The following is a 24,282-nucleotide window of genomic DNA, read 5'->3' as shown; positions in this document are numbered from 1 at the left end:
CTGCATTATTTACCGCTTAGCAATCCCTCGATTTCCGTGACTTTCGCCGCAACCAATTCTGGATCACGTCGACTTTCCACATTCAAGCGCAACAGCGGTTCAGTGTTCGAACCACGGAGATTAAAGCGCCATTCGGCAAATTCGAGGCTGATGCCATCCGTCTTATCGATGTTGGAACAGATCGGAGAATAGTGCTCCAAAATCTTGTCCAGGACGGTCTTGACGTCGTCAACCTTATAGTTGATCTCGCCGCTGCATGGGTAAGCGGCCATGCGCTCATCGACGAGCTGGGAAAACGATTTGCCAGAGACGGACATCAACGCGGTAACCAAGAGCCACGGGATCATGCCGCTGTCGCAGTACGCGAAGTCACGGAAGTAATGGTGTGCGCTCATCTCGCCGCCGTACACCGCATCCTCCTTGCGCATGCGTTCCTTGATGAAGGCGTGCCCGGTTTTGCACAGCACAGGCGTACCACCCGCCAGTTGTACTTGATCGATAGTGTTCCAGGTCAGGCGAGGATCATGGATGATCTTCGAGCCCGGATGTTGCTTGAGCAGCATTTCTGCCAGCAGGCCAACGAGGTAGTAGCCCTCGACAAAACGCCCCTTCTCATCGAAGAAGAAGCAGCGGTCAAAGTCACCGTCCCACGCCAACCCCAGATCGCAGCCGTGCTGGAGAAGCGCCTCTTGGGTGATGCTGCGGTTTTCCGGCAACAGCGGATTGGGTACGCCATTCGGGAAGTTGCCATCCGGTTCGGCGTTAATGATGACCCAGTCAAACGGCAGCTGCGACTTGATCGCGTCCAACGCCGGGCCAACAGCGCCGTTGCCTGGGTCGGCAAGAATTTTCAGCGGGCGTAGCTCGGCGCCTTTGACGTAACCAAGCAGGTGCTGAATGTAAGCGGTCTTGTCTGGCGAGTATTTAACACTGCCAACCTGAACGGCCACGTCGCCGAAATCGCCAGCATCAACGCGCTGGCGAATGGCATCAAGCCCGGTATCTCCGCTGATCGGGCGAGACTCGCGTTGCACCAGCTTCATGCCGTTATAACCCTTCGGGTTATGACTGGCAGTGACCATCACGCCACCGTCTGCGGCGTAATGGCTGGTGGCGAAATAGACTTCTTCGGTTCCGCACAAACCGATGTCGATGACATCCGCGCCTGCGTCCTGGATACCTTTCATCAGGGCCTGAGCCAGGGACGGGCTTTCGAGACGCATGTCTCGGCCAACCACGATATTTTTTGCACCCAGCTCCACCACGATGGAGCGTCCGATACGGTAGGCGATGTCGGCATCGAGATCGTTCGGGACTTGACCACGAATGTCGTAGGCCTTGAAGCACCGGGTCTGAATAACGGGATAGTCGGGATTCATGTGTAAAAACCTATGCGACGAAAGGACCCTGGGGTCCTTCTAATCAGTAAGAAGCAACCCGGCCAGCGGGCTGCGCGCTACCCTCGCGCATGACAGCTTGAGGCGAGGGTTAGGCACTGAAAACGGAGATTAGTTATCAACACGCCCGTAATTATCTTCAAAACGTACGATGTCATCCTCGCCCAGGTAGTCACCGCTCTGCACTTCGATGAGTACCAGATCGATCACACCGGGGTTCTGCAGGCGGTGTTTATGGCCCGCACGAATGAACGTCGATTCGTTGGTATTGAGCATTAACTCTTGCTGATCGTTGATGACCACGGCCATGCCGCTGACGACAATCCAGTGCTCGCTGCGGTGATGGTGCATCTGCAGGGAGAGCGACGCCTTGGGTTTGACAACGATGCGCTTGATCTTGAAGCGCTCGCCGTTTTCCAGCGTCGTGTACGTACCCCAAGGGCGGTGTACGGTGCGGTGCAGCAAGTGAGCAGTGTGACCACCGGATTTCAACTGCTGAACGATGTGCTTGACGTCTTGCGCGTGTGCCCTGTTGGTGATCAGCAACGCATCAGGGGTGTCGACCACCAGCAAGTCTTCGACGCCTACCAATGCAGTGAGACGTTCCTCACTGTTCACATAGTTGTTGCGAGAGGCATGGGACAGCACTTCGCCTTCAAAACGGTTGCCGTTTTCGTCTTCCTGGGTCAGCTCGCTGACCGCATTCCAGGAACCGATATCACTCCAACCGATGTCACATGGAATGGTCGCGACCTTGGCCGAACGTTCCATGAGTGCGTAATCGATTGAGATATCCGGGACTTTGGCAAACGTGTCGGCATCAAGCGCGCGACAGCTATAGCCTTTGCCGGTAGACAAGCGGGAAGCTTCAAGGGTGGCGGTGACAGCTTCAACGACATCTGGCGCATGTGCACGTAGCTCATCAAGCACTGTCCCGACACGGAAGCAGAACATGCCGGAGTTCCAGTAATAGTTACCGGCACTGACATAGGCTTTTGCGGTGTCCAGATTCGGCTTTTCGACGAATCGCGTAACTTTCTGGCCAACACCGAGCTGATTGTAAGCGTCAGCTTCGATGTATCCGAACCCTGTTTCGGGATAGGTTGGCTTGATACCGAATGTGACCAACCAGCCTTGGGTGGCCAGCGTGACGGCATTTGCCACCGCAGTGGCGAAAGCCACCTGATCTTTGATCAGGTGATCGGCAGCAAGAACCAGCATGCAAGCGTCCGGACCGCGGGTTTCCAAAAGCTGCAATGCCGCCGCAGCAACGGCCGCTGCGGTGTTGCGGCCAAAGGGCTCAAGGATATAGCTCTGCGAATGATGCGCACGGTCAACCGCCCGATATTCATCCTCGGTCTTGAACAGAAGCTCACGATTGGTAACCGTCAGGATTTCGACCACGCCGTCCAGACCGCTGGCCCGCAAAAATGTCTTCTGGATTAGGTTCTGGCCACCCGGCAATTGCATGAACGGCTTGGGATGAGTCTCGCGGGATACAGGCCAGAGCCGGCTGCCAACACCGCCGGACATAATTACGGGAATCAATTCCATTCTAAAATCCTTAATCCTCCCCAGAAGATGTATAGCTGGGAAAGGTATGTGTGGTGTTACAGAACGCATCAGAGTCAACCCGGACTGCGCTAGGGCCGGCCAGCACGCAGACAGGGTGAAAAGCATTCGCCCTGCAAGCAGGCGGTTATTCTACAGTCTGTTATAAGATTTACTAACACCCACCGAGGTAAAACCCGAGATTTTCAACGATTTCAGATAGGTAACGTGACGGGACGATAGCAAAAAGACCGACTGACGCGCAGTAAACGCCCTGACTAGAGCGCTACCGGCGTCATCAGCTTGTGTTTTTGCTAACAGCTGAGAGCAGCCCCCCTCAATTGATTATCAGTACTTTGCGCTTTGAGGAATACTTGGCTTCCAACAACTGGCCGAGCCGCCTCTTGGCGGAAGGCTCTCCATGTACCAGCCTGATCTCGGATGGCCACACCGCCATTCCCGTAACAAAGTCGACCAATCCTCGCTGATCCGCATGCGCCGAATACCCTCCGATCGTCTCGATGCCTGCCTTGATCTCATAGCGTTCACGGCCCAGCTCGACGTAACCGCCCTTCGGACCATGCTGTTGAATCGCGGCGCCGGGCGTGCCCTTCGCCTGATAGCCGACGAACACCACGTTGTGACGCGGATCGCCCAGCATGGCTTTCAGATAATTGACGATGCGCCCGCCTGCGCACATGCCGTGCCCGGCAATGACGATCGCGGGGCGTCCAGTGCTGGCGAGGTAGTTGACGGTTTGATGGTGCTGGGCGGCTGTGTCGATGGTGATCAACTGCTCAAAGCGCAGCGGCTGGCGCCCGCTTTCCTGGCGGGCACGGGCGTCGTCGTCCCAGATGTCATCGAAGGACTGGTAAACCTGCGTCAGCCGACTGGCCAGCGGCGAATCAAGAATGATGGGTAGCTGTGGCCAGTTGACCGGTAGCGAACCATGCGCACCGTCACTGCCTTCCACTGAGCACGACAGCGACTTGCGGTGAAGGATGTCTTCGATTTCATACAGCAGTTCCTGAGTTCGCCCCAGGCTGAAAGCGGGTATCAGCACGGTACCGTGATCGGCCAACGCTCTGTCGATGACCGCCTCGAGTCGCACTTGCCGGGTGGCTCGATCCTCATGCACGCGATCACCGTAGGTGCTCTCGAGCACTAGAATGTCTGCCTGCTCCGGGGACTTCGGGCTGGGAAGAATCGGCGTATGGGAGGCGCCGAGATCACCGGAAAACACCACGCGTTTACTGCGCTGTTCCATCGGGTATTCGACGTCGATCTCGACATAAGCCGACCCAAGGATGTGGCCAGCGCGCTGCAAGCGGACTCGAGCATTCAGAGCGGGGGTATTCATTACGCTGAACCAGGTATCGAATGGCACGGCAACGACGCGCTCCATCACTTGAGTGAGATAGCGTTCAATCTGACGCTCGTCTCGACCCTGCTCAAGCCTGAACGCATCCTCCAGCACCAATGGCAGCAGTTTTGCGGACGGTTCACTGCAGATAATCGGGCCTTTGAAGCCCGCAGCGAGCAGTTGGGGAATTCGTCCGACATGGTCCGCGTGAACGTGCGTCACGATCAGCATCTTGATCGTTGCCAGAGAGAAATCGATTGCCGAGGCAGATTCGCCAAAGCGTTCCTTGAGATCGGCATCACGCCCTTGGAACAACCCGCAATCAATCAGCAGGCCGTGCTCGGCATCCATCTGCAATTGATGACACGAGCCGGTGACACCTTCGCCCGCACCGTGATGGATGATGTCTGGATAATTCATGAAGCTCCCTTTCGATCCGTGCACTAAAAGTCGCGCAGCTTAGTCGCACTGAACGCAGGGATCAGCCGATAAGGTTTTGCGGGATTTTTCGGAAATACTTGGGAACAGGTTTAAAAATGGATCGATAAGAAAGACGCGCCACGCCGGATAGAGATCGTCGGTAGCGCTGCGTGGCCTGAGAAACAGGCACACGATGAAGAGGTCAGCGGGTGTCGCCAGCCCTCAGGCCATGCGAGACGGCTTGGTTCTTTTCCGTAACCGGGCAATCGAAAACAGGACTGGCCCGATCACCATACCCACCAGCAACGCCAGGATCACCGGCACAGCGATCGACATTTCAGGTGCCGACCAACCAAAGAACACCAGGGCAACGGACTGCTGGTTTTCGAGGACGAACACTACCGTTGTCGCCACGATCAGCAGGACGACCACAAAAAAAATCAGGCGTTTGATATTGCGCATCGAGTACTCCTTTGACGGCTATTGGAGCTCGTGCTCCTCCTCTTCGTTCACCCGATCACGCAACTCTTTTCCGGGCTTGAAGTGGGGGACAAATTTTCCGTCAAGACTGACGGACTGCCCGGTCTTTGGATTGCGGCCTACGCGAGGCGCGCGATAGTGCAAGGAAAAGCTGCCAAAGCCCCGTATTTCGATACGGTCGCCTGTGGCAAGACATTGCGACATCTGCTCAAGCATGGTCTTGATGGCCAACTCCACATCTTTGGATGAGAGCAGTCCTTGATGGGTGACAATTCGTTCGATCAACTCCGACTTCGTCATATTTTTCCCTTCTTTTTCAAGCAGCTAGGTAAAGCGCTTTGAAGGTTTTAGCATGACCACGCGAATTTGAACAGCCCATGTTTCGAGTTATGTGAACACAGATTCCAGGCAACAGGCCATTACGTCGCGCAGCCCTTGCGAATCGGGGCCTGGAGAGATTGCGCAAGCGTGGGCCTCAGCAACGTTAAGAGCGTGCTGGTCGCGATTGGGTTGTGTCAGGCACAGATAGATCGACGGAAACGACGCAATCGCGGGCAAGCGCGCTCCTACAGTCTGCGCGCTGGGCGTGGGAAGACGCCCATGAAAAACCCGCGCCCACAAAAAAGGGCGACCGAAGTCGCCCTTTTTCAATGGTCAGACAGAACTCAGTTCTGTTTTTCCATTTGAGCACGCAGCAGGTCGCCCAGAGTGGTCGGACCCGTGTTTTCTGCGGTTTCAGGCTTGCTACGCAGGCTCTGAATCGCTTCTTTCTCGTCTTCAACGTCTTTCGACTTGATGGACAAGCTGATCACGCGGCTCTTGCGGTCAACGCTGATGATCTTGGCTTCGATCTCTTCGCCTTCTTTCAGAACGTTACGCGCGTCTTCAACGCGGTCACGGCTGATTTCGGAAGCTTTCAGAGTCGCTTCGATGTCGTCGGCCAGAGTGATGATGGCGCCTTTGGCGTCAACTTCTTTAACGATACCGCGAACGATAGCGCCTTTGTCATTGACAGTGACGTACTCGGAGAACGGATCGCTTTCCAGCTGCTTGATACCCAGCGAGATGCGCTCACGCTCTGGATCAACAGACAGGATCACGGTGTCGAGTTCGTCGCCCTTCTTGAAGCGACGTACGGCTTCTTCGCCCACTTCGTTCCAGGAGATGTCGGACAGGTGAACCAGGCCGTCGATGCCGCCGTCCAGACCAATGAAGATACCGAAATCGGTGATCGACTTGATGGTGCCGGAGATCTTGTCGCCCTTGTTGAACTGGCCAGAGAAATCTTCCCACGGGTTAGATTTGCACTGCTTGATGCCCAGGGAGATACGACGACGCTCTTCGTCGATGTCCAGAACCATGACTTCCACTTCATCGCCAACCTGAACGACTTTCGATGGGTGGATGTTCTTGTTGGTCCAGTCCATTTCGGAAACGTGTACCAGGCCTTCCACGCCTTCTTCCAGCTCTGCGAAGCAGCCGTAGTCGGTCAGGTTGGTCACACGCGCGGTCACGCGAGTGCCTTCTGGGTAACGTGCCTTGATAGCAACCCATGGGTCTTCGCCCAGTTGCTTCAGGCCCAGGGAAACACGATTGCGCTCGCGATCGTACTTCAGGACTTTTACATCGATCTCATCGCCAACGTTGACGATTTCCGATGGATGCTTGATACGCTTCCAGGCCATGTCGGTGATGTGCAGCAGGCCATCGACGCCACCCAGATCGACGAATGCGCCGTAATCGGTGAGGTTCTTGACGATACCCTTGACCTGTTGGCCTTCCTGCAGCGATTCCAGCAGAGCTTCGCGCTCGGCGCTGTTTTCGGCTTCCAGGACACTGCGACGGGAAACGACAACGTTGTTGCGCTTCTGGTCCAGCTTGATGACCTTGAATTCCAGCTCTTTGCCTTCCAGGTGCGTGGTGTCGCGCACTGGACGGACGTCAACCAGAGAACCTGGCAGGAACGCACGGATGCCGTTAACGTCGACAGTGAAGCCGCCTTTAACCTTACCGTTGATAACGCCCTTGACCACTTCTTCAGCTGCGAAAGCCGCTTCCAGAACGATCCAGCACTCAGCACGCTTGGCTTTTTCGCGGGACAGCTTGGTCTCGCCAAAGCCGTCTTCGACCGCGTCCAGCGCAACGTGCACTTCGTCGCCGATCTTGATGGTCAGCTCGCCGGCATCGTTGTGGAACTGCTCCAGCGGGATGAGGCCTTCAGACTTCAGACCAGCGTGAACGGTGACCCAACCAGCCTGGTAATCGATATCGACGATGATCGCGGTGATGATCGAACCGGCCTGAAGGTTAAGAGTCTTTAGGCTTTCTTCGAAAAGTTCAGCAAAGCTTTCGCTCATTTTAATTCCTGTTGATAAGGGCGAAGAATACGCCCATCTGCCACGTTCCAGACAACGTGGGTTTCGTTCATATGAAAGAAAGCCTGCGGGACTTTGACTGGTCTCCCACATGGCTTCCTGGTCATCCAGCGAGATCGCGAAGTGCGACTTCACTCAGGATGCGTTCAAGCACCTGCTCGATGGATAATTCGGTGGAATCCAGCTGAATGGCGTCTTGCGCCGGCTTGAGCGGGGCTACCGCTCGCTGGGTGTCTCGCTCGTCGCGAACACGTATCTCATCTAGCAGACTCGACAGACTAACATCGTCACCCTTGGCCTTCAACTGCAAATATCGACGGCGCGCACGCTCTTCGGCACTGGCCGTCAGAAAAACCTTCAAGGGCGCGGCCGGGAACACCACGGTTCCCATGTCTCGACCGTCTGCAATGAGGCCGGGAAACTCCTGAAATGCCCGCTGGCGCTGCAGCAGTGCTTCGCGCACCGCGGGCAGGGACGCCACTTGCGACGCACCACTGCCGATCTGCTCGTTGCGGATCGCCAGCGTCACGTCTTCGCCTTCAAGAATGATGCGTTGACCGTGATCGTCGGTGGCGGCTTCGAACTGAACGTCCAGATGCGCGGCCAGAAGCTTCAGCGCTTCTTCGTTGGTCAGGTCGACACCGTGGTTGCGGGCGGCGAACGCCAGCAGACGGTAAAGCGCGCCGGAATCCAGCAGGCACCAACCCAGACGTTTGGCCAGCAAACCCGCCACTGTCCCTTTCCCGGAACCGCTAGGTCCATCGATCGTAATGACCGGAGCTTGAGCTTTCACGATTGCCCCTCTTGCGCTACACGAATACCCACCTGGCTGCACAGCGCCAGGAAATTGGGGAATGAAGTCGCCACGTTGGCGCAGTCCCGAATACGGATCGGGGCTGCCGCGCGCAACGACGCGATACTGAATGCCATGGCGATGCGATGATCGCCCTGCCCGTCGACCTCACCGCCGCCGATCTGCCCACCTTCAATAATGAGGCCGTCTGCGGTCGGTTCAACCTTGATACCAAGCACTGTCAGACCGTCGGCCATGGCCTGGATACGGTCAGACTCTTTGACGCGTAACTCCTGCGCACCTCGCAACACCGTCCGACCTTCGGCGCAGGCCGCTGCGATGAACAGTACCGGGAACTCGTCGATCGCCAGCGGTACAAGCGCCTCGGGAATGACGATGCCCTTGAGCCCTGCGTGGCGAACACGCAGGTCAGCCACGGGCTCACCGCCCACTTCACGCAGGTTCTGCACCGAAATGTCAGCGCCCATCAAGCGCAGGATGTCGATCACACCTGTGCGCGTCGGGTTGACGCCGACGTGCTCGAGCAGCAAGTCCGAACCTTCGGCAATCGACGCGGCCACCAGGAAAAACGCGGCCGAAGAGATGTCCGCCGGGACTTCAATGCGCGTGGCCGTGAGCGTGCCGCCGGCGACCACCGAAGCCGTCGCACCGTTGCCGGCGACGGGATAGCCAAAACCCCGCAACATTCGCTCGGTGTGGTCCCGCGTCGGTGCGGGTTCAGTGACGGTCGTGGTGCCCTCGGCATACATCCCGGCAAGCAGCAGGCAGGATTTGACCTGAGCGCTGGCCATCGGCATGACGTAGCTGATACCGGTCAGCGCTTTGCCGCCGCGAATGGTCAATGGAGGACGACCTTCTGCAGCGGTCTCAATCACAGCCCCCATCTGACGCAATGGCTCGGCAACGCGGGCCATCGGACGTTTGGACAACGAGGCGTCGCCGGTCAACACGCTGTCAAAACGCTGCGCCGCCAACAGGCCGGACAACAGACGCATGGACGTGCCGGAATTGCCGAGGTAGATCGGACCGGGCGCAGGCTTGAGACCATTGAGCCCCACACCGTGAATGGTCAGACGCCCATGGTGCGGACCTTCGATGACCACGCCCATATCGCGAAACGCCTGCAACGTCGCCAGCGCGTCTTCGCCTTCGAGAAAGCCTTCGACTTCAGTGACACCCTCCGCCAGCGAGCCGAGCATGATCGAGCGGTGGGAAATCGATTTGTCGCCCGGCACGCGAATCTGCCCACGGACACTGCCGCCCGGCTGCGCCAGGAATGACAAATCCTCTGCCGCCACTTTTTCCACGTAAGCGCGACGGGCGAGTATTTTGCCGAAATGCTCTCGCGCCACACGAGCACGGGTGAACACGCCCAGTAACTGGTGACCGTCTCCGGCATCCACTGCATCGCGCAACGCGTCCAAGTCACTGCGGAACGTGTCCAGCGTGCGCAACACCGCGTCGCGGTTGGCCAGAAAGATGTCATGCCACATGACCGGATCGCTGCCCGCGATTCGGGTGAAATCGCGAAAACCGCCTGCGGCGTAACGGAAAATTTCGAGGTTTTCGTTGCGTTTGGCCAGCGAATCCACCAAACCGAACGCCAGCAAATGCGGCAGGTGACTGGTGGCCGCCAAGACCTCGTCGTGACGCTCGACGTCCATGTGCTCGACATCGGCTCCCAGCACCGACCACAGGCGATCCACGAGGGCCACCGCCGCAGGATCCGTCTCGGGCAACGGCGTGAGAATGACTTTGTGACGGCGGAACAGCTGAGCGTTGGAAGCCTCTACGCCGCTCTGCTCGGAGCCGGCGATCGGATGCCCGGGCACGAAACGCGCTGGCATCGTGCCGAACACCTCTCGCGCCGCGCGGACGACGTTGCCTTTGGCGCTGCCAACATCCGTCAGCACAGCGTTTCCAAGGTCGAGGCCGGCGAGCACGCCCAGCAGCTTTTCCATGGACAGGATCGGCACGGCCAATTGAATGACGTCCGCACCGATGCAAGCTGTCGCAAGATGGTCTTCACAGCGATCGACGACACCCAGTTCGACGGCCAACTGACGTGATTGCGGGTCAAGATCGACGCCGACCACTTCGCGACACAGGCCACTTTCCTTCAACCCCTTGGCGAACGAGCCCCCGATCAAACCGAGGCCGACCACCACCAGGCGGCCGATAATAGGCGCAGTCGATTGCACTGCCGTGACACCAGTCATGACATCAACCACGCGCCAGAACCTTACTCAGCGCTTCCAGGAAGCGGCTGTTTTCGGCGGGCAAGCCGATGCTCACCCGCAGGTGATTCGGCATGCCGTACCCAGCGACCGGGCGCACGATCACACCTTCACGCAACAGACCTTCGTAGACCGAAGCGCCCTCACGCCCCAGATCCACGGCAATGAAGTTGGCCCTGGACGGAATCCAGCTCAGGCCCAGTTCGCGCAAGCCGTCTTCCATCTGTTGCATGCCGGCTTCATTGAGGCGGCGGCTTTCGGCAACGTACTCGGCATCATCCAGTGCCGCACAGGCGGCGGCCAACGCGAGGCTGTTGACGTTGAACGGCTGGCGCACGCGATTCAGTACATCCGCCACGACCGGCGACGACAGCGCATAACCGACGCGCAAGGACGCCAGACCAAAGGCTTTGGAGAAGGTCCGGGACACCAGCAGGTTCGGGTAACCGGCCAAGAATTTCAGGCCATCTGGCAGTTCGGCGCCTTCGGCGTATTCGATGTACGCCTCGTCGAGCACGACCAGCACGTCCTTCGGCACATCGGCCAGGAAATCAGCCAGCGCATTTGGCCCGAACCAGGTACCGGTCGGGTTATTCGGGTTGGCGATGAAAACAACCCGGGTGTTGCTGTCGATGGCCGCCAGCATCGCAGGGAGGTCGTGGCCCCAATCCTTTGCCTTGGCGACGCGGGCGTCAGCACCGACCGCCTGCGTGACGATCGGATAGATGGCGAACGCGTGCTCACTGAACACGGCATTCAACCCCGGCGCCAGGTAGGCACGGGCGACGATCTCAAGAATGTCGTTGGAACCATTGCCCAACGTCACTTGATTTGCGTTGACGCCATAACGATCAGACAGCCGCTGCTTGAGGTCGAAGCCGTTGCCATCGGGGTAACGGGTCAGCTCGGCCAGCGCGTCACGAATCGCCGACAACGCCTTTGGACTCGCGCCCATCGGGTTCTCGTTGCTGGCCAGCTTGATAATGCGAGCCGGATCGATATCCAGCTCACGCGCCAGTTCGTCCACCGGCTTGCCGGGAACGTAAGGCGATAGTTTTTGCACGCCGGCCTGCGCCAGCGCGAGGAAGTCGCCGCTCATGTAACGCTGTACCTCTTCAGAGAACCGCTTTCGGATAGGAACCCAGCACTTTCAGTGCTACCGCTTCCTGACTGATCCGCTCCAGAACCGCCTTGATCAGCGGATCACGGTGGTGACCGACGAAATCGATAAAGAACACGTAGGTCCATTTACCGCTGCGTGAAGGTCGAGTCTCGATACGGGTCAGGTCGATTCCGTTCTCATGAAAAGGCACCAACAGTTCATGCAAGGCGCCAGGCTTGTTGCTCATCGACACGATGATCGACGTCTTGTCGTCACCGGTCGGTGGCACTTCCTGGTTGCCGATCATCAGGAAGCGCGTCGAGTTGTCCGGACGGTCTTCGATCTTCTCGGCGATGCGCGACAGGCCGTACAGGCCCGCCGCCATGTCACCAGCGATCGCCGCCGAGTTCCACTCACCTTTGACCCGCTTGGCAGCCTCGGCATTGCTCGACACCGCCACGCGCTCGACATTGGGGTAATGCGCGTCCAGCCACTTGCGGCACTGGGCCAGCGACTGGGCATGGGAGTAGATGCGGCTGATGCTGTCGGTCTTGGTGTTCTCGCCCACCAGCAAATGGTGGTGAATGCGCAGCTCGACTTCGCCGCAGATGACCATGTCGTGCTCGAGGAAGCTGTCCAGCGTGTGGTTGACCGCACCTTCGGTGGAATTTTCCACCGGGACCACACCGAAGTTGACCGCGCCGGCGGCCACTTCACGGAACACTTCGTCGATGGCTGCCATGGGTTTGCTGATCACCGCGTGGCCGAAATGCTTCAGCGCGGCAGCCTGGGTGAAGGTGCCTTCAGGGCCCAGGTAAGCGACCTTGAGCGGCTGCTCCAGCGCCAGGCACGACGACATGATTTCGCGGAACAGACGCGCCATCTCTTCGTTGCTCAGCGGACCACGGTTGCGCTCCATGACGCGCTTGAGCACCGCTGCCTCACGCTCGGGACGATAGAACACAGGCTCTTCGCCCTCGGCGAGGCTGGCCATCTTGACCCGCGCCACTTCCTGGGCGCAACGCGCCCGCTCGCTGATCAGTTCAAGGACTTTCTCGTCCAGGCTGTCGATGCGAACGCGCAGCGCTTTGAGCTCTTGTTCAGACATTAGCCATGTTCCTTCTCGAATTCAGCCATGTAGGCCACCAGCGCTTCAACGGCGTCCAGACCCAACGCGTTGTAGATCGAAGCGCGCATGCCGCCCACCGAACGGTGGCCTTTGAGGTTGAGCAACGCACGCTCATCGGCGCCTTTCAGGAACGCCTTGTCCAGACGCTCGTCGGCCAGGCGGAACGGCACGTTCATCCACGAGCGGGCGTTAAGGCTGATCGGGTTGGTGTAGAACTCGCTGTTGTCGATGAAGCCGTAAAGACGCTCTTTCTTGGCGCGGTTACGCTTCTCCATGGCCTCGACGCCGCCCTGCTCCTTGAGCCATTCGAAGACGAGGCCCGAGAGGTACCAGGAATAGGTGGCCGGTGTGTTGTACATCGAACCGTTATCGGCCGACACCTTGTAATCGAGCATGGTCGGGCAACTGCTGCGCGCGCGGCCGAGCAGGTCTTCGCGAACGATCACCACCACCAGACCGCTAGGGCCGATGTTTTTCTGCGCGCCGGCGTAGATCAGGCCGAACTGCGAGACGTCGATCGGGCGCGACAGAATGTCGGAGGACATGTCGACCACGAGCGGGACGTCACCGGTTTCCGGCACCCAGTCGAACTGCAGACCACCGATGGTTTCGTTGGACGCGTAGTGAACGTAGGCAGCGTTCTTAGTGAGGTTCCAGTCGTTCTGACCAGGAATGGCCAGGTAGTCGAGGGGTTTGGCGCTCGCCGCGACATTGACGTTGCCAAAACGACGCGCTTCTTCGATGGCCTTCTTCGACCAGATACCGGTCTCGATGTAGTCGGCCGTGCCGTTTTCCGGCAACAGGTTAAGCGGGATCTCTGCAAACTGCTGGCTGGCGCCACCTTGCAGGAACAGAATTTTGTAGTTGGAGGGAACGGACAGCAGCTCGCGCAGATCCTGCTCGGCCTTCTCGGCGACGGCGGTGTAATCCTCGCTGCGATGACTCATCTCCATCACTGACAAGCCCTTGCCGTGCCAGTCCAGCATCTCGGCCTGGGCGCGCAACAGAACAGCATCAGGAAGCGCGGCAGGGCCGGCGCAGAAGTTAAAGGCTCGCTTGCTCATATCCACTCTCATCAACTCGTTGAATTCGAAACGGCTGCTGCAGCCAACGGGCGAGGCTGCAGTTCTGCCAAAAGCCAAGAGGGCCCGCGAAGGGCCCTCAAATACAACGTCTATCAGTCCTGCGACTCTTCTTCGTCTGCGCCGTCGGCCTGCAGGTCGCTCGGGGATTCGTCGGCATCGGAGAGGTTCGCAACCTCGCCTTCCACGACTTCACCGTCGAACGCCTCGCCTTCCAGTTCTTCGCCTTCCACTTCCGAAGGCTCCTGAACGCGCTCAAGACCGACCAGTTTCTCGTCCTTGGCCAGCTTGATCAGGGTCACACCCTGCGTGTTGCGGCCCAGACTCGACACTTCATCGACACGGGTACGAACCAGCGTGCCCTGGTCGGAGATCAGCATGATCTCTTCGCCGTCCTGCACCTGAACCGCGCCGACCAGGCGGCCGTTGCGCTCGTTGCTGACCATGGCGATGACGCCCTGACCGCCACGTTTGTACTCAGGGAACTCGGTGATCGCGGTGCGCTTGCCGTAACCGCGCTCGGAAGCGGTGAGAATCTCGCTGCCTTCTTCCGGAATCAGCATGGAGATCAGCTTCTGCCCTTCTGGCAGACGCATGCCACGCACGCCGCGGGCGGTACGGCCCATGGCGCGGACTTCGGATTCCTTGAAGCGGGTAACCTTGCCACCGTCGGAGAAAAGCATGATTTCCTGCTCGCCATCGGTGATCGCGGCAGAAATCAGGATGTCGCCTTCGTCCAGTTCCAGCGCGATCAGACCGACGCTGCGCTGACGGCTGAAGGCCACGAGCGGGGTCTTCTTGACGGTACCGTTGGCGGTGGACATGAAGATGAACGGCGCCTTCTTCTTGTCTGCAGCCTTGATACGCGCCTTGCGCTCTTCTTCGGTTTCGTTGGCGTTCTCGATGTCTTCGACATCAGACTCGACACCTTCAGCCTCTTCCTCGTCAGCCCGCTTGCGCATGGCTTCCAGGTCGACCGGCAGCATGGTGGTGATGTATTCACCTTCGCTCAACGGCAGCAGGTTGACCAGCGGACGACCACGGGCGGCGCGGGACGCTTCCGGAATCTCGTAGGTCTTGAGCCAGTACACCTTGCCCTTGCTGGAGAACATCAGCAGCGTGGTGTGGCTGTTGGCGACCAGCAGGTGAGCGATGTAGTCCTCGTCCTTGACACCTGTCGCCGACTTGCCTTTGCCGCCACGACGCTGAGCCTGATACACGGCCAGCGGCTGGGTCTTGGCATAACCACCGTGAGAGATGGTCACGACGCGCTCTTCTTCCGGGATCATGTCACCCAGGGTCAGGTCCAGGCGCGCATCGAGGATCTCGGTGCGGCGCACGTCGCCGTATTCGGCACGAATCAGTTCCAGTTCTTCGCGGATGACTTCCATCAGGCGCACGGAGCTGTTGAGGATGCGGATCAGCTCGCCGATCTGGGTCAGGATTTCCTGATACTCGGTCAGCAGCTTTTCGTGCTCCAGACCGGTCAGACGGTGCAGACGCAGTTCCAGGATCGCCTGAGCCTGTTCCGGCGACAGGAAATACTTGCCGTCACGCAGACCGTACTGCGGATCGAGGTTTTCCGGACGGGACGACTCGGCGCCTGCGCGCTCGACCATCTCGACCACGGCGCTCGATTCCCACGGTGTGCTGATCAGGCCTTCTTTTGCTTCGGCCGGTGTCGGCGACGCTTTGATCAGCGCGATGACCGGGTCGATGTTCGACAGGGCAACGGCTTGACCTTCCAGAATGTGGCCGCGCTCGCGCGCCTTGCGCAATTCGAACACGGTACGGCGGGTGACGACTTCGCGACGGTGGCGAATGAAGGCTTCCAGCAGGTCCTTGAGGTTGAGGATCCGTGGACGGCCGTCGATCAGCGCAACGATGTTGATGCCGAAAACGCTTTGCAGCTGCGTCTGGGCGTAAAGGTTGTTGAGGATGACCTCAGGCACTTCGCCGCGACGCAGCTCGATGACCACGCGCATACCGTCCTTGTCGGACTCATCGCGCAGTTCGGTGATGCCTTCCAGTTTCTTCTCTTTGACCAGCTCGGCGATCTTCTCGATCAGACGCGCCTTGTTCAACTGGTACGGCAGCTCGGTGATGACGATCTGCTGACGGCCACCCACCTTGTCGATGTCTTCGACAATAGAGCGTGCGCGCATGTAAATGCGGCCACGGCCGGTTTTGTAGGCTTCGACGATACCGGCACGACCGTTGATGATCGCGGCTGTCGGGAAGTCAGGGCCGGGGATGTACTGCATCAACTCGTCGACGGTCAGGTCGTTGTTGTCGATGAGGGCCAGGCAACCGTCGATGACTTCACCGAGGTTGTGCGGCGGAATGTTGGTCGCCATGCCCACGGCGATACCGCTGGAACCGTTGACCAGCAGGTTCGGGATACGGGTCGGCATGACCGCCGGGATCTGCTCGGTGCCGTCGTAGTTGGGCACCCAGTCGACGGTCTCCTTGTGCAGGTCCGCCAGCAGCTCGTGGGCCAGCTTGGTCATGCGCACTTCGGTGTATCGCATGGCCGCGGCGTTGTCGCCGTCCACGGAACCGAAGTTGCCCTGGCCGTCTACCAGCAGGTAGCGCAGGGAGAAGGGTTGAGCCATACGTACGATGGTGTCGTAGACAGCCGTGTCGCCGTGCGGGTGGTACTTACCGATGACGTCACCGACCACACGAGCGGATTTCTTGTACGGCTTGTTCCAGTCGTTACCCAGTTCGCTCATTGCGAACAGTACACGCCGGTGCACGGGCTTCAAGCCGTCGCGCGCATCGGGCAGAGCTCGTCCGACGATGACGCTCATCGCGTAGTCGAGGTAGGACTGCTTCAGCTCGTCTTCGATATTGACCGGGAGGATTTCTTTGGCCAGTTCGCCCATGAGAAGCCTGATTCCTTTTTCTGGTGAAACCTCGAACATCCATCCGGGATGAACGAAGCTCGCCGCTGCCGACAATTGCCTGGCAACGACTTACGACAAATCAGCGAGTTATGCCATGGATTTGCGCAGTAAAGAGGGCCGCAATGCGCCCCCTTGGAAACCGCCGGATGTTACCACAATCGCCGTCAGGCACGAAGCCTTTGAGAGCGCTGAAAACGAGCCATTTCGTCATCACGGCCCTGAGAAGCGCTTACAGGGCCTGCTAGCGCTTTCCCGGCGGGCGGTATTGCTGGCAATGAAGGGATCAATGCAGGCGCTTACGGCACATCAGTTGCGCCATTTTCACCGTGTCGGGACGTTCAACGATGCCTTTTTCGGTCACGATGGCGTCGATCAGGTCGGCAGGCGTCACGTCGAAGACCGGATTGAAGGCATCGACCTCGGCGCCAACGCGCTGGCCGCCGACTTCAAGCAGCTCTTTGCCATCGCGCTCTTCGATGGGAATGTCTTCACCGCTGGCCAGGTTCATGTCGATGGTCGAGCTGGGCGCCACGACCATGAAGCGCACGCCGTGGTGCATGGCGGCAACCGCCAGTTGATAGGTGCCGATCTTGTTGGCGACGTCACCGTTTGCCGTGATGCGGTCAGCGCCGACGATGACCCAGGTGATGCCCTTGGTCTTCATCAGGTGCGCGGCGGCGGAGTCCGCATTCAGCGTGACCGGAATGCCTTCGTTGACCAGCTCCCAGGCCGTCAGGCGAGAACCTTGCAGCCAGGGACGGGTTTCGTCGGCGTAAACGCGTTCGATCATGCCTTCTATATGGGCGGCGCGAATCACCCCCAACGCCGTGCCAAATCCGCCGGTGGCCAGTGCGCCGGTGTTGCAGTGGGTCAGAACGGTCTGCAGGTTGCCCTGATGCTTGCGGATCAGTTCGGCACCGAGTTGCGCCATGGTCAGGTTGGCTTCGCGGTCACTGAGGTGAATGGCGACGGCTTCGGCTTCCATGACCTTGCGCGGATCTTCGTGATCCTTGAGGCGATACAGGCGTTCACGCATGCGGTTCAGTGCCCAGAACAGGTTGACCGCCGTCGGGCGGGAGTTGGCGAGCAGGTCGAAATCTTCTTCGAGCGCCATCTGCCAGTCACCGCCTGCCTCATAACGGTCAAACACCGCGAGCACAATGCCGTAAGCCGCGCTGATGCCGATGGCGGGCGCGCCACGCACGACCATCGTGCGAATGGCGTCGGCCACGCCGGCAGCAGACTGATAGGGATGCCAGGTTTCTTGGAACGGCAGGATTCGCTGATCCAGCAGATACAACGTGCCGTCCCGCCAATCGATGGCCTTTACCTTCTCCGCAGCCAGTAATCGATCGCGCATTGCACACCCCACATGATGAATTGTTGAAAACCTGAGGAACCGGTGCTTGCGCCACATGACCGTGACAGCACGTCGGCAATCGCGAGCACGCTCACGCCTACAGGGCCGCATGGGCCGAGAATCAAATAGCCAGCAGCTGAAAAAGCGGCCGATTATAGCGAGCCGACCGCCAAGACGCTCGGGTATACTTCGCCGTCCCCGTAATAAGCCATTGGATGCCCGCACCATGCCCGACGCCGCTGCCCCGCTCGACCTCCTGCTTCTGCCGGACTGGCTGGTACCGGTGGAGCCCGCTGGCGTCGTCCTGCAACAGCACGGGATCGGCATTCGCGACGGCGTCATTGCCTACATCGGCCCCAAGGCCGAGGCCCTGCGCCAGCACGCCAGGGAAGTCCGCGAACTGCCCGGCATGCTGCTCAGCCCCGGCCTGATCAACGCCCATGGTCACGCGGCGATGACCCTGTTCCGTGGCCTGGCGGACGATCTGCCATTGATGACCTGGCTGCAGGACCACATCTGGCCGGCCGAGGGCAAATGGGTCGATGAGGACTTCGTCCGCGACGGCACCGATATCGCCATCGCCGAACAGCTCAAGGGCGGCATCACCTGTTTCTCTGACATGTATTTCTTTCCAAAGGTCGCCTGCGAACGGGTCCACAACAGTGGCATTCGGGCACAGATCACGGTTCCTGTGCTGGATTTCCCGATACCCGGTGCGCGTAACGCTGACGAAGCGCTGCACATCGGTGTCGAGCTGTTCAATGATCTGGCCCATCACGACCGCATCAAGATCGCCATGGGCCCACATGCGCCGTACACCGTCAGCGATGAAAACCTGGAGAAGATCCGCGTCATTGCCGACGAGCTCGACGCGATGATTCACATGCATGTCCACGAAACCGCCTTTGAAGTGCATGAAGCGGTACAACAACGTCAGGAACGTCCGCTGGCTCGCCTGCAACGGCTGGGCCTGCTGGGCCCACGCTTCCAGGCGGTGCACATGACCCAGATCAGCGATGAAGACCTGGCCATGCTGGTCGAAAGCAACTCCAGCGTGATCCACTGCCCCGAATCGAACCTGAAACTGGCCAGCGGCTTCTGCCCGGTCGAGCGTCTGTGGCAGGCCGGCGTCAATGTCGCGGTCGGAACCGACGGCGCTGCGAGCAATAACGACCTGGACTTGCTGGGTGAAACCCGTACCGCCGCGTTATTGGCCAAAGCGGTCGCCGGCTCCGCCACTGCACTGGACGCCCATCGCGCTTTGCGCATGGCAACCCTGAACGGCGCGCGCGCCATGGGCATCGAAGGCACCACCGGGTCGCTGGAAATCGGCAAAGCCGCCGACATGGTCGCCTTCGACCTGTCGGGTCTGGCACAACAGCCGATCTACGACCCCGTCTCGCAGCTTATTTATGCGAGCGGCCGCGACTGCGTCAGCCACGTCTGGGTCGCGGGCAAACCCTTACTTCAGGACAAACGTCTGACACGCATGGACGAAGAAGCGCTGACCCGAACGGCCAGGGCCTGGGGCAATCGCATCGCCGCCGCAGACTGATTTTTAGCGCGTCATGGCGACAGGCCGTGACCGAATACCGAATTCAAGTTTTAGAGGGATTACACATGAGCAACGTCGACCACGCCGAAATCGCTAAATTCGAAGCCTTGGCCCATCGCTGGTGGGATCGCAACAGCGAGTTCAAACCGCTGCACGACATCAACCCGTTGCGCGTGAACTGGATCGACGAGCGCGTCAGTCTGGCAGGCAAGAAGGTGCTGGACGTGGGATGTGGCGGCGGCATCCTCAGTGAAGCCATGGCGTTGCGCGGCGCGACAGTGACCGGTATCGACATGGGCGAGGCGCCCCTGGCGGTCGCCCAGCTGCATCAGCTCGAGTCCGGCGTCAGCGTTGAATACCGGCAGATCACGGCCGAAGCGCTGGCCGAAGAAATGCCGGAGCAGTTCGACGTCGTCACGTGCCTGGAAATGCTGGAGCACGTGCCCGATCCCTCCTCGGTCATCCGTGCCTGTTACACGATGGTCAAGCCTGGCGGCCAGGTGTTCTTCTCTACGATCAACCGCAACCCGAAGGCGTACCTGTTCGCCATCATCGGCGCGGAATACATCATGAATCTGCTGCCGCGCGGCACCCATGATTTCAAGAAATTCATCCGCCCTTCCGAGCTGGGCGCCTGGAGCCGCAGTGCAGGCCTTGAGGTCAAGGACATCATCGGTCTGACCTACAACCCGCTGACCAAGCATTACAAACTGGCCTCCGATGTCGACGTCAACTACATGATCCAGACGCTGAAGGGGGCCTGATCCATGCGCTTGAGAGCAGTTCTTTTCGACATGGACGGCACCCTGCTCGACACCGCCCCGGACTTCATCGCGATCTGTCAGGCCATGCTGGCCGAGCGTGGTTTTGCGCCAGTCGACGACAAACTGATTCGCGATGAAATTTCCGGCGGCGCCAAAGCGATGGTCTCAGCCGCCTTCGCGCTTTCGCCAAATGAGCCTGAGTTCGAAGCACTGCGTCTGGAGTTTCTGGAGCGCTATCAGAAGGACTGCGCGGTCCACAGCAAACTGTTCGACGGCATGGCGGAACTCCTGGCTGATATCGAGAAGGCAAAACTGATCTGGGGCGTGGTCACCAACAAGCCGGTGCGCTTTGCCCAGCCGATCATGGAGCAGTTGGGGCTGTCCGAGCGCTCCGCGGTGCTGATCTGTCCCGATCATGTGACCAAAAGCAAGCCGGATCCGGAACCGCTGCTGCTCGCCTGCAAGATGCTGGACCTGGACCCGGCCAGTGTCTTGTTCATCGGCGACGATCTGCGGGATATCGAGTCCGGCCGTGATGCGGGCACCAAGACAGCGGCCGTGCGTTATGGCTACATTCATCCCCACGACAACCCGGATCACTGGGGCGCGGACGTGGTGGTGGATCACCCGCTGGAATTACGCCGGGTGCTGGATAATGCGTTGTGCGGTTGTTGAGATCGCGTCTAAACACGAAACCTTGTAGGAGCGTGGCTTGTCCCGCGATCTGCCGCGAAGCGGCAGTAAAATCAGTCGCCCGCGTCTTGCCAAGTACACCGCATTCCCCGGGTCTGCTGCCGCTGCGCGGCAGATCGTCCGGATGCGGCCCAGAGACAAGCCACGCTCCTACGCCTTCGGCAGAAACAGATATATGCCGACCGTGCGTTTAGGGAGAACTGAAAGGAGGCCCCATGTTCAACTACTCTGCCCGCCCCGAACTGCTCAAGGGCCGTATCATTCTGGTCACCGGCGCCGGCCGCGGGATTGGCGCCGCTGCCGCTAAAACCTATGCGGCCCACGGCGCAACCGTCCTGCTGCTGGGCAAGACAGAATCGAACCTCACGGCCATCTATGACCAGATCGAAGCCGCAGGTCATCCACAGCCCGCCGTCATCCCCTTCAATCTGGAAACCGCCCTGCCCCATCAATACGACGAACTGGCGGCCATGATCGAGGCCGAGTTCGGGCACCTCGATGGCGTGCTGCACAACGCCTCGATCATCGGCCCGCGGACACCGATCGAACAGTTGTCCGGGGAAAACTTCATGCGCGTGATGCACATCAACGTCAATGCGACGTTCATGCTCACCGCCACCCTGTTGCCGTTGCTGAAACTGTCGCAGGACGCATCGGTGGTCTTCACTTCCAGCAGCGTGGGGCGTAAAGGCCGTGCGTACTGGGGTGCATACGGCGTGTCCAAATTCGCGACCGAGGGCCTGATGCAAACGCTGGCCGACGAGGTCGACGGCGTTGCACCGGTTCGCGCCAACAGCATCAACCCCGGCGCCACCCGCACCGACATGCGCGCCCAGGCGTACCCGGCAGAAAACCCGCTGAACAACCCGACACCCGAAGAGATCATGCCGGTCTATCTGTACCTGATGGGCCCGGACAGCACCGGTATCAACGGCCAGGCGTTCGACGCCCAGAAGAAATGACTTCCTGTCAGACGCACGACCTGTGGGAGCGAATTCATTCGCGAGGGGCCAGTACATCCAATAGAGCATCACCGGAGGTACAACCGTCTCGCGAATGAATTCGCTCCCACAGGAGACCGCGATCATCCCCTGGAACCTCACCGCCTTTTATCAACTCAGCGGTTTTCCGTCGCCTCTTTGTAGTCCATTCGCGTGTAAACCGGTACGTTAGTCAATCCAAAGGCGCGGACACCCCGGGTGTTCGCGAACGCATGTGCTAACCCATTGATTTATATGACGATCGATACCGGCGAACGAATTGGCACGAGTTTCGCTCTACCCACATCAGGCCCGATGAGAGGCGCAGGAGCGAAAACATGAGTTTTCCGACGAATACCAACGCCATTGATTTTGACAGCGCAAGGCTTCAACGCTTTGGCTTCGCGCCTGCACACGGATTCGCGCCTCAACCGCTGGACTATAAACAGCTGCAGCGCAGGCTTGAATTGCAACTGCAAACCAGCCTCGAAGCGGACAAGATCCTGGCCATGTTCTTTCAGAGCGTGCAGCAGTTCATTCCCCTCAAGGCGCTGAACTACAAACACGTAGGAACAGACTTGCGGCTGGAGTTTGGGGAGCGTTCGCGGCATAACGCCAGCTACTGCATCACGCACGACGGCGAACAGATGGGGGAACTGGCGTTTCAACGTGACCGACGCTTCGCCGAAGTAGAGCTGACGCAGCTCGAAGCCCTGCTTGCGACCCTGCTCTACCCACTGCGTAACGCCCTGCTTTACCGCAACGCGAACCTGAGCGCCCTGCGTGATCCGTTGACCGGGGCGGGCAATCGCATTGCCATGGAACAGTCACTGACGCGGGAAGCTGAAATTGCCCGGCGCCAACAGCAGCCTCTGTCGGTGCTGATGCTGGATATCGACCATTTCAAAGGGATCAACGATACCCACGGGCATGCCACGGGCGATGTGGTGCTGAGGGGCGTAGCGGACGCGATCAAGGATCGCCTGCGCAACATCGATCAGGTCTTCAGGTTTGGCGGGGAGGAGTTTTTGATCGTGCTGACCAATACCGGTCGTGAGTCAGCCGCGCTGGTGGGCGAACGCCTGCGCAACGCGGCACTGCAACTCACGTATCCGGTCAATGGAAGCCCGGTGGAACTGACGGTCAGCCTCGGCTGCTCGACGCTGCTGCCGGGGGAATCCCCCGACAGCTTGTTGCGCCGCGCCGACACCGCCCTTTATGCCGCTAAACGTCAGGGCCGTAACCGGCTGGAAATGGCAGGTTGAAAGCGGCTCAGGCGCGAACCGCAAACCGGCGCTCGCGCATCGGCGCGTTTGCCTCCTGCGGCTGCTCCAGAACCATGCACCGTTCCAGAAACAGGTACATGTACTCGTAACTCTTGCACACCGCCATTCTCAGGTCCGCCTGCAACTGTTCGCTAGGGTTGTTGCCGGCCAGCGTACAGATGATCTCCAGGGCTTCCCAAGGGTGGGAGTCGTCGTATTGCGCATGCATCTTCAGCCACTTCATGGCGCGTTTTCGCAGGTCCGGCGGGAACATATCTGCGTATGTCTCTTGTGAACATACGACAGCAGACCATTCGCCGGTCGCGCCTTCAATGGCGTAATTGGTGGCTGCGATCGCGACAACCAACGGCTCCGATGAACAGCTGTGCCAGCACCAGTGATTGAGTGCGTGCAACTCTGACGGAACGCGTTGCGCTTGCAGATCGTCCAGCGTGACCCCGTGGGCCGCGCTCCAGTTCACCCAGTAATCGGCATGATTGAGCTCCACCCGAATATTGCGCATCAGCCAGCGACGCGCCATGTCTTCGCCCGGATGACGGGCGAAACGGGTTTTGGTCAGGTTATGCGCCATGTAGACCGCAAACTGTTCAACAACAGGCCATCCACCAATCAAATACTGGCGCATGGTTCTCGAACTGAGCCGCCCATCTCTCATACGTTGATAAAGTTCATGCCCTACCACGCGTGCCTTGGCTTCGCTGCAATCTTTGATCAATTGCTGCGCCCAAACGGGGTAACTGCTGGCATCCATCAGCGGACCGGTTCTAATGAACATATCGATCACT

At 59.3% G+C, this 24,282-nt stretch carries 19 protein-coding genes; 5 read left to right on the top strand and 14 right to left on the bottom strand.

Annotation, left to right across the window (positions count from 1 at the left end):
* Positions 1–5: 5 nt before the first annotated feature.
* The 13 genes from AB4N84_RS18365 to mtnA form a co-directional block, all read right to left on the bottom strand.
* Positions 6–1,379: a phosphohexomutase domain-containing protein gene (locus AB4N84_RS18365; RefSeq protein ID WP_460042533.1), complete on the bottom strand. Its 1,374-nt coding sequence runs from the start codon at positions 1,377–1,379 to the stop codon at positions 6–8.
* A gap of 129 nt (positions 1,380–1,508) precedes the next feature.
* Complete coding sequence (locus tag AB4N84_RS18360; protein WP_460047059.1) at positions 1,509–2,951, bottom strand: mannose-1-phosphate guanylyltransferase/mannose-6-phosphate isomerase; 1,443 nt, start codon at positions 2,949–2,951, stop codon at positions 1,509–1,511.
* Positions 2,952–3,285: 334 nt separating this feature from the next.
* Positions 3,286–4,731, bottom strand: coding sequence for an MBL fold metallo-hydrolase RNA specificity domain-containing protein (locus tag AB4N84_RS18355; RefSeq protein WP_460042532.1), 1,446 nt, complete (start codon positions 4,729–4,731; stop codon positions 3,286–3,288).
* Positions 4,732–4,953: 222 nt separating this feature from the next.
* The gene (locus AB4N84_RS18350) at positions 4,954–5,193 is read right to left on the bottom strand and encodes a lipopolysaccharide assembly protein LapA domain-containing protein (protein ID WP_074752908.1); all 240 of its coding nucleotides are present in this window, start codon (positions 5,191–5,193) and stop codon (positions 4,954–4,956) included.
* Between the two features lie 18 nt (positions 5,194–5,211).
* The gene (ihfB, locus tag AB4N84_RS18345) at positions 5,212–5,511 is read right to left on the bottom strand and encodes an integration host factor subunit beta (protein ID WP_037011901.1); all 300 of its coding nucleotides are present in this window, start codon (positions 5,509–5,511) and stop codon (positions 5,212–5,214) included.
* A gap of 365 nt (positions 5,512–5,876) precedes the next feature.
* Positions 5,877–7,568 carry a 30S ribosomal protein S1 gene (rpsA, locus tag AB4N84_RS18340; protein WP_074752926.1) on the bottom strand — a complete coding sequence of 564 codons (1,692 nt, stop codon included), beginning with the start codon at positions 7,566–7,568 and terminating at the stop codon, positions 5,877–5,879.
* Between the two features lie 121 nt (positions 7,569–7,689).
* Positions 7,690–8,379: a (d)CMP kinase gene (gene cmk, locus AB4N84_RS18335; protein WP_074752927.1), complete on the bottom strand. Its 690-nt coding sequence runs from the start codon at positions 8,377–8,379 to the stop codon at positions 7,690–7,692.
* Positions 8,376–10,583, bottom strand: a complete 2,208-nt coding sequence (locus tag AB4N84_RS18330; protein ID WP_460047058.1) for a bifunctional prephenate dehydrogenase/3-phosphoshikimate 1-carboxyvinyltransferase — start codon at positions 10,581–10,583, stop codon at positions 8,376–8,378. Before AB4N84_RS18330 ends, cmk begins: the two co-directional genes overlap by 4 nt.
* A 40-nt stretch (positions 10,584–10,623) precedes the next feature.
* Positions 10,624–11,736 (bottom strand): histidinol-phosphate transaminase, encoded by a 1,113-nt coding sequence (gene hisC / locus AB4N84_RS18325; RefSeq protein WP_460042531.1) that lies wholly within the window; start codon positions 11,734–11,736, stop codon positions 10,624–10,626.
* Positions 11,737–11,752: 16 nt separating this feature from the next.
* A complete protein-coding gene (gene pheA, locus AB4N84_RS18320; protein ID WP_074752930.1) occupies positions 11,753–12,847 on the bottom strand; it encodes a prephenate dehydratase in 1,095 nt (364 codons plus the stop codon).
* Positions 12,847–13,932, bottom strand: coding sequence for a 3-phosphoserine/phosphohydroxythreonine transaminase (gene serC, locus AB4N84_RS18315; RefSeq protein ID WP_460042530.1), 1,086 nt, complete (start codon positions 13,930–13,932; stop codon positions 12,847–12,849). The genes pheA and serC overlap by 1 nt, the downstream gene beginning before the upstream one ends.
* Positions 13,933–14,045: 113 nt before the next feature.
* A complete protein-coding gene (gyrA, locus tag AB4N84_RS18310; RefSeq protein ID WP_074752932.1) occupies positions 14,046–16,838 on the bottom strand; it encodes a DNA gyrase subunit A in 2,793 nt (930 codons plus the stop codon).
* Between the two features lie 304 nt (positions 16,839–17,142).
* Positions 17,143–18,219: an S-methyl-5-thioribose-1-phosphate isomerase gene (gene mtnA, locus AB4N84_RS18305; protein WP_460042529.1), complete on the bottom strand. Its 1,077-nt coding sequence runs from the start codon at positions 18,217–18,219 to the stop codon at positions 17,143–17,145.
* A 226-nt stretch (positions 18,220–18,445) separates the two neighbouring features.
* On the opposite strand from mtnA, the gene AB4N84_RS18300 reads away from it, so the two are divergent.
* From AB4N84_RS18300 to AB4N84_RS18280, 5 genes are all read left to right on the top strand, one after another.
* Positions 18,446–19,774, top strand: a complete 1,329-nt coding sequence (locus AB4N84_RS18300; RefSeq protein WP_460042527.1) for a TRZ/ATZ family hydrolase — start codon at positions 18,446–18,448, stop codon at positions 19,772–19,774.
* A gap of 65 nt (positions 19,775–19,839) precedes the next feature.
* Positions 19,840–20,538, top strand: coding sequence for a bifunctional 2-polyprenyl-6-hydroxyphenol methylase/3-demethylubiquinol 3-O-methyltransferase UbiG (ubiG, locus tag AB4N84_RS18295; protein ID WP_074752935.1), 699 nt, complete (start codon positions 19,840–19,842; stop codon positions 20,536–20,538).
* Between the two features lie 3 nt (positions 20,539–20,541).
* A complete protein-coding gene (mupP, locus tag AB4N84_RS18290) occupies positions 20,542–21,213 on the top strand; it encodes an N-acetylmuramic acid 6-phosphate phosphatase MupP (RefSeq protein WP_460042526.1) in 672 nt (223 codons plus the stop codon).
* Between the two features lie 233 nt (positions 21,214–21,446).
* Positions 21,447–22,193: a YciK family oxidoreductase gene (locus AB4N84_RS18285; RefSeq protein ID WP_460042525.1), complete on the top strand. Its 747-nt coding sequence runs from the start codon at positions 21,447–21,449 to the stop codon at positions 22,191–22,193.
* A 356-nt stretch (positions 22,194–22,549) separates the two neighbouring features.
* Positions 22,550–23,476 (top strand): GGDEF domain-containing protein, encoded by a 927-nt coding sequence (locus AB4N84_RS18280; protein ID WP_460042524.1) that lies wholly within the window; start codon positions 22,550–22,552, stop codon positions 23,474–23,476.
* 7 nt (positions 23,477–23,483) lie between these two features.
* Here AB4N84_RS18280 and AB4N84_RS18275 read toward each other — a convergent pair whose 3' ends face one another.
* Positions 23,484–24,281 carry a TenA family transcriptional regulator gene (locus AB4N84_RS18275; RefSeq protein ID WP_460042523.1) on the bottom strand — a complete coding sequence of 266 codons (798 nt, stop codon included), beginning with the start codon at positions 24,279–24,281 and terminating at the stop codon, positions 23,484–23,486.
* Position 24,282 lies beyond the last annotated feature (1 nt).

The sequence above is a fragment of the Pseudomonas sp. S2_H01 genome, from assembly GCF_054668305.1.
The sequence above is the reverse complement of the archived record's forward strand: the minus strand, read 5'-3'. Positions and strand labels throughout refer to the sequence as shown.

Excerpts from the sequence above, each read along its gene's own strand:
- AB4N84_RS18360 (WP_460047059.1), bottom strand. The coding sequence starts at position 2,951 with ATGGAATTGATTCCCGTAATTATGTCCGGCGGTGTTGGCAGCCGGCTC.
- mtnA (WP_460042529.1), bottom strand. The coding sequence starts at position 18,219 with ATGCGCGATCGATTACTGGCTGCGGAGAAGGTAAAGGCCATCGATTGG.
- ihfB (WP_037011901.1), bottom strand. The coding sequence starts at position 5,511 with ATGACGAAGTCGGAGTTGATCGAACGAATTGTCACCCATCAAGGACTG.
- mupP (WP_460042526.1), top strand. The coding sequence starts at position 20,542 with ATGCGCTTGAGAGCAGTTCTTTTCGACATGGACGGCACCCTGCTCGAC.
- gyrA (WP_074752932.1), bottom strand. The coding sequence starts at position 16,838 with ATGGGCGAACTGGCCAAAGAAATCCTCCCGGTCAATATCGAAGACGAG.
- AB4N84_RS18355 (WP_460042532.1), bottom strand. The coding sequence starts at position 4,731 with ATGAATTATCCAGACATCATCCATCACGGTGCGGGCGAAGGTGTCACC.
- AB4N84_RS18350 (WP_074752908.1), bottom strand. The coding sequence starts at position 5,193 with ATGCGCAATATCAAACGCCTGATTTTTTTTGTGGTCGTCCTGCTGATC.
- AB4N84_RS18285 (WP_460042525.1), top strand. The coding sequence starts at position 21,447 with ATGTTCAACTACTCTGCCCGCCCCGAACTGCTCAAGGGCCGTATCATT.
- AB4N84_RS18280 (WP_460042524.1), top strand. The coding sequence starts at position 22,550 with ATGAGTTTTCCGACGAATACCAACGCCATTGATTTTGACAGCGCAAGG.
- rpsA (WP_074752926.1), bottom strand. The coding sequence starts at position 7,568 with ATGAGCGAAAGCTTTGCTGAACTTTTCGAAGAAAGCCTAAAGACTCTT.
- AB4N84_RS18365 (WP_460042533.1), bottom strand. The coding sequence starts at position 1,379 with ATGAATCCCGACTATCCCGTTATTCAGACCCGGTGCTTCAAGGCCTAC.
- serC (WP_460042530.1), bottom strand. The coding sequence starts at position 13,932 with ATGAGCAAGCGAGCCTTTAACTTCTGCGCCGGCCCTGCCGCGCTTCCT.
- ubiG (WP_074752935.1), top strand. The coding sequence starts at position 19,840 with ATGAGCAACGTCGACCACGCCGAAATCGCTAAATTCGAAGCCTTGGCC.
- hisC (WP_460042531.1), bottom strand. The coding sequence starts at position 11,736 with ATGAGCGGCGACTTCCTCGCGCTGGCGCAGGCCGGCGTGCAAAAACTA.
- pheA (WP_074752930.1), bottom strand. The coding sequence starts at position 12,847 with ATGTCTGAACAAGAGCTCAAAGCGCTGCGCGTTCGCATCGACAGCCTG.
- AB4N84_RS18300 (WP_460042527.1), top strand. The coding sequence starts at position 18,446 with ATGCCCGACGCCGCTGCCCCGCTCGACCTCCTGCTTCTGCCGGACTGG.